At 72.7% G+C, this 4,610-nt stretch carries 4 protein-coding genes and 1 pseudogene; all 5 read left to right on the top strand.

Annotation, left to right across the window (positions count from 1 at the left end):
* Positions 1-156: pseudogene (locus R6V09_RS46490) on the top strand (FGGY family carbohydrate kinase); the annotation flags it as partial.
* A complete protein-coding gene (locus R6V09_RS46485; protein WP_317887507.1) occupies positions 153-1,556 on the top strand; it encodes an FAD-dependent oxidoreductase in 1,404 nt (467 codons plus the stop codon). The pseudogene R6V09_RS46490 and the gene R6V09_RS46485, both read left to right, overlap by 4 nt.
* Positions 1,557-1,609: 53 nt before the next feature.
* Positions 1,610-2,857 (top strand): NAD(P)/FAD-dependent oxidoreductase, encoded by a 1,248-nt coding sequence (locus R6V09_RS46480; RefSeq protein WP_317887508.1) that lies wholly within the window; start codon positions 1,610-1,612, stop codon positions 2,855-2,857.
* A 92-nt stretch (positions 2,858-2,949) separates the two neighbouring features.
* On the top strand, positions 2,950-4,119 hold the full coding sequence (locus R6V09_RS46475) for a low temperature requirement protein A (RefSeq protein ID WP_317887506.1): 1,170 nt from the start codon (positions 2,950-2,952) through the stop codon (positions 4,117-4,119).
* Between the two features lie 121 nt (positions 4,120-4,240).
* The coding region (locus tag R6V09_RS46470) for an MFS transporter (protein ID WP_317887505.1) at positions 4,241-4,610 on the top strand (370 nt) is incomplete at its 3' end.

Below are 4,610 nucleotides of genomic sequence, written 5' to 3'. Positions count from 1 at the left end.
CTCGGTGCCGAGCCCGGACTGACCGTCGCCGACGCGCTGCCCGACGGGAAACCCTCCGCCGTCTACGAGCCCCGCATCAGCCCCGACCGGGCGGCCGAACGCCTCGCCGCCTTCCGGGCCGAGGTCACCGCCCTGCTCGACCGAACCCCCGTATGACCGTCACGGCCAACGGCCCGCTGCCGTCGCGGAGTTACGACGTGGCGGTGGTCGGCGCCGGAGTGGTCGGCTGCGCGATCGCCCGCGAACTGGCCCGCCATCCGCAGCTGCGCGTCGCGGTCGTCGAGGCCCAGGACGACATCGGCCAGGGCACCTCCAAGGCCAACACCGCGATCCTGCACACCGGCTTCGACGCGGTACCGGGCTCCCTCGAAGCACGCCTCGTCCGCGAGGGCGCACGCCAACTCGCCGCGTACGCCGCCGAGTCGGGCATCCCCGTCGAGCCGGTCGGCGCGCTGCTCGTCGCCTGGGACGAGGAACAGCTAGCGGCGCTCCCGCACTTGGCGGAGAAGGCCGTACGCAACGAATACGGCGACGCCCGCCTCATCGAGCCGCCCGAACTCCACGAACGCGAACCACACCTCGGCCCTGGTGCGCTCGGCGCCCTGCACGTGCCCGGCGAGAGCATCATCTGCCCGTGGACGACGACACTGGCGTACGCCACACAGGCGGTCCGGCACGGAGTCGATCTGCACCTCAACTCCCGTATGGAGAAGGGGAGTCGGCAGGGCGGCACCCACGTCCTCACCACCTCCCGGGGCATCCTCCGCGCCCGTCACCTCGTCAACGCCGCCGGACTGCACGCCGACACCCTCGACCGCCGTCTCGGCCACCACGACTTCACCGTCACCCCGCGCCGGGGTCAGCTGATCGTCTTCGACAAGCTCGCCCGCGACCTGCTCCGCCACATCCTCCTGCCCGTCCCCACGGCACTCGGCAAGGGTGTGCTCGTCGCCCCGACCGTCTACGGCAACCTGCTGCTCGGCCCCACCGCCGAGGACCTGGACGACAAGCACGCGACCGGCTCGACCGCCGAAGGCCTCGCCCTGCTGCGGGAGAAGGGCGCCCGCATCCTGCCCGCGCTGCTCGACGAGGAGATCACCGCCGTCTACGCCGGACTGCGCGCCGCCACCGAGCACGACGACTACCGCATCACCGCGCACCCCGGGCAGGCGTACCTCACGGTCGGCGGCATCCGCTCCACCGGCCTGACCGCGTCCCTCGCGATCGCCGCACATGTCACCGCGCTGCTCGCCGACACGGGCCTCGACCTCGGTCCGGCGGAGGAACTGGAACCGGTCCGCATGCCGAACCTCGGCGAGGCCCACCCCCGCCCGCACCAACAGGCCGAACTCATCGCCGCCGACCCGGAGTACGGCACCCTCGTCTGCCACTGCGAGCGCGTGACGCGCGGCGAGATACGGGACGCGCTCGCCAGCACGGTCCCGCCGCGCAGCCTGGAGGGACTGCGTCGGCGTACGCGGGCCCGGGCGGGCCGCTGTCAGGGGTTCTACTGCGGGGCAGCCGTGCGGGAGCTGTTCGAAAGAGCCGAGGCGTGACCGGCCCGCCGAGCGAACACCCACCGAGCGAATACCCACCCCACGAACATCCACTGAGCGAACGCCCGCCCCACGAACGCCCACCCCGCGACGTCGACGTCCTGATCGTCGGCGCCGGCCCCGCCGGACTCGCCGCCGCCGCGCGTCTCGCCGTCGCCGGAGTCGCCCGCGTCGAAGTCCTGGACCGGGAGCAGCACGCCGGAGGAGTGCCCCGGCACTGCCACCATGGCGGCTTCGGCACCTGGACGCATCCGCTCACCGGGCCCGGGTACGCCCGCCTGGTCCTCGGTGCCGCCGTGCGTGCCGGAGCTGTCGTCCGTACCGGGGTCACGGCCCTCGACTGGGCGGGGCCGCTGGCCCTCAACACCGTTGGCCCGCAAGGGCCGGAGACCGTCCGTGCGGCGGCCGTCGTCCTCGCCACCGGTGCCCGTGAACGCCCCCGCGCCGCCCGTCTGGTGCCGGGCACCCGGCCCGACGGGGTGTACACCACCGGCGAGTTGCAGCAGGCGGTGCACCTGTACCGGCAGCGGATCGGCACCCGGGTGGTCGTGGTCGGTGCCGAGGACGTCTCCTACGCGGCGGCCGACACGGCGCGGGCCGCCGGAGCCGAAGTCGTAGCCATGGTCACCGAGTTCAGCTGTTCGCAGACGACGGCCGCTCGCGCCCGCCAGGCCCGACTCGGACACCGCGTCCCGCTGCTCACCGACGCCACGGTCGCCGAACTCCTCGGCCACGGGCGGCTGTCCGGCGTCCGCATTCGGCACCGGGACGGACGTACCGCCCAACTGGCCTGCGACACCGTCGTGTTCACCGGGGACTTCGTGCCCGACCACGAACTCGCCAGGCGTGGCGGGCTCGTTCTGGACCCCGGTACCCGGGGCCCCGCCGTCGACGGGACCCTGCACACCTCGCGGCCCGGGGTGTTCGCCGCCGGCAGTGTGCTGCACCCCGTGGAGAGCGCGGCCACCGCCACCCGCGAGGGCGCCCATGTGGCAGCCGCCGTAAGGGAGTTGCTCGCAGGTGTTGGCCAGCCTCGTGCGGCTGTCCCCATCCTCGTCGACTCGCCGTTGCGCTGGATCGCCCCGAACCGGGTCGCGCCGGACGACCGCCGCCCGTACGTCCTGCGCACGTCGGAACCGCTGCACCGCGCCGTCCTGCACGTCGTCCAGGACGGCCGCCTGCTCCACCGCGAAGGCCTCCGCGAGGCCCTCCCGAACCGCACCCTGACGCTCACGGCACGCTGGACCCACCTGGTCGACGCCGAGGGCGGCCCGGTGCGGGTGGCGCTCGACGGGCCCTGAACTTCCGACAGCGAGCGGCTCAACTCGCCGCAGTAGGCGGCCGTTTCTCACATTCCGCACCCGCCGGGCCCCGCCCGTGCGCCGATACGACGATGACCGACGCAACCGCGACAACGACCGTCCCGGCCGTTCAGGTGCGCGACCGGGCCACCTGGGCGGAGCTCTTCTTCGATCTTGTCCTCGCGTTCGGCGTGGGCCAGATCGCGCACCTGCTCGCCGGACACCCCACCTGGCCCGTCCTCGGACAGTGTCTGCTCGTGCTCGTCCCGCTCTGGTGGGCCTGGGTGGACGTCGTCATGGCGATGAACGCCGTCCACGAGACCAATCTGCAACGCGTGTTCCTCCTGATGACCGCACTCGCCGTCTACGGCATGGCAGTTGCCGCGCCGCAGGCGCTCGACAACAGCGAACAGGCCCTGCTGTACGCGGGCAGCTACCTCGCTCTGCGCCTGCTCATCGGCGAGGCCATCCGCAGAGAGTGCGCCCTCTACACCATCCACCCCTACCGGGCCGGACTCGCCTTCGCCCTGGTGCTGTTCGCCGCCGCCACCCTCCCCGCTCCCTGGCGAGAGGTGTGCTGGGCGGTCGCCGTGGTCGCCGAACTGGTGGCACCCGTGCTGCTCAGCGGCCATCTGCGGCGACTGGCCTTCGGCGTCAACCATCTCCCGGAGCGCTTCGGCCTGTTCATCATCATCGCCCTCGGCGAGAACATCTTCTCCGTCGGCGCCGGAGTCGCCAAAGGCCCGCTCGACCCGGTCAGCCTGACCGCGCTCGTCCTCGCCTTCCTCATCGGCTGCGCCCTGTGGTGGCTCTACTTCCACCTCGCCGCGTCGGCCGTCGCCCACGCCCTGCGCACCCACCCCACCCCCGCCGTCGTCGTCCGCGACGTCCTCAGCTACGGCCATCTCGCCCTGGTCACCGGCCTGTTGCTGGTCTCCGTCGGTGCCGTACGCACCGTCCACGACCCGCTCCGTGCCCCGCACTCCGGCGCCGCCGGACTGCTGCCCGTCGGCGCCGCCCTGATCCTGCTGACGTTCTGCTACACGCGTCGCCGGATGTTCGGCGCAGCGTCCGCCACCCGCTTCTACTGCGGACTGGTCCTGCTGGCCGCCGCCATCGCGGCACCCTTCGTGCCGGCCCTCGCCGTCCTGGCCCTCACCACCCTGCTGCTCTTGCTGGTCAACGCCGTGGAGCACTGGGTGATCAGTACTGGCCGGAGCGTGCCGCTGGTGCTGCGCTCACGGTCCTTCGGCGCGACCTGACGTAGTGCGGGCACGGACCTCGGGCAGTGCGGCCGGCCTCCTCGCGACGCGCGCGAGGGTCCGCCGGGCGCTCCTACGGTCGCCGTATGCAACTTTCCCGTTCGGAAGAGGAGGTGGCGTGATGCCGTCCCGCAGCGCCTTACCGGCCTTGCTGTCGCTGTCACTCGGCTACTTCAGCCTGGGGACGATCTCGCTGGCGGTGGTGGGCCTCAACGGCCCGATCGGGGACGACCTGCACGTCCAGCCCGCCTCGGTGGGCATCCTCGTCACCGTCTTCGCGCTCACCTTCGCCGTCTTCGCGCCCACCGCCCCCATCCTGCTGCGCCGGTGGAACCGCAAACGCGTCCTCCTCGTCGGCATCGGGCTCCTCACCGTCGGCGCCGCGCTCGGCGCCGTAGCACCCAACTACGGCTTCCTCACCGCCACTCGGGTCCTCGCCGCGATGGGCGCCGCCGTCTTCGGCCCCGGCGCCTCGGCGGCCGGCGCGCTCA

Source organism: Streptomyces sp. W16 (assembly GCF_033194735.1).
Classification (GTDB): Bacteria; Actinomycetota; Actinomycetes; order Streptomycetales; family Streptomycetaceae; genus Streptomyces.
The sequence above is the reverse complement of the archived record's forward strand: the minus strand, read 5'-3'. Positions and strand labels throughout refer to the sequence as shown.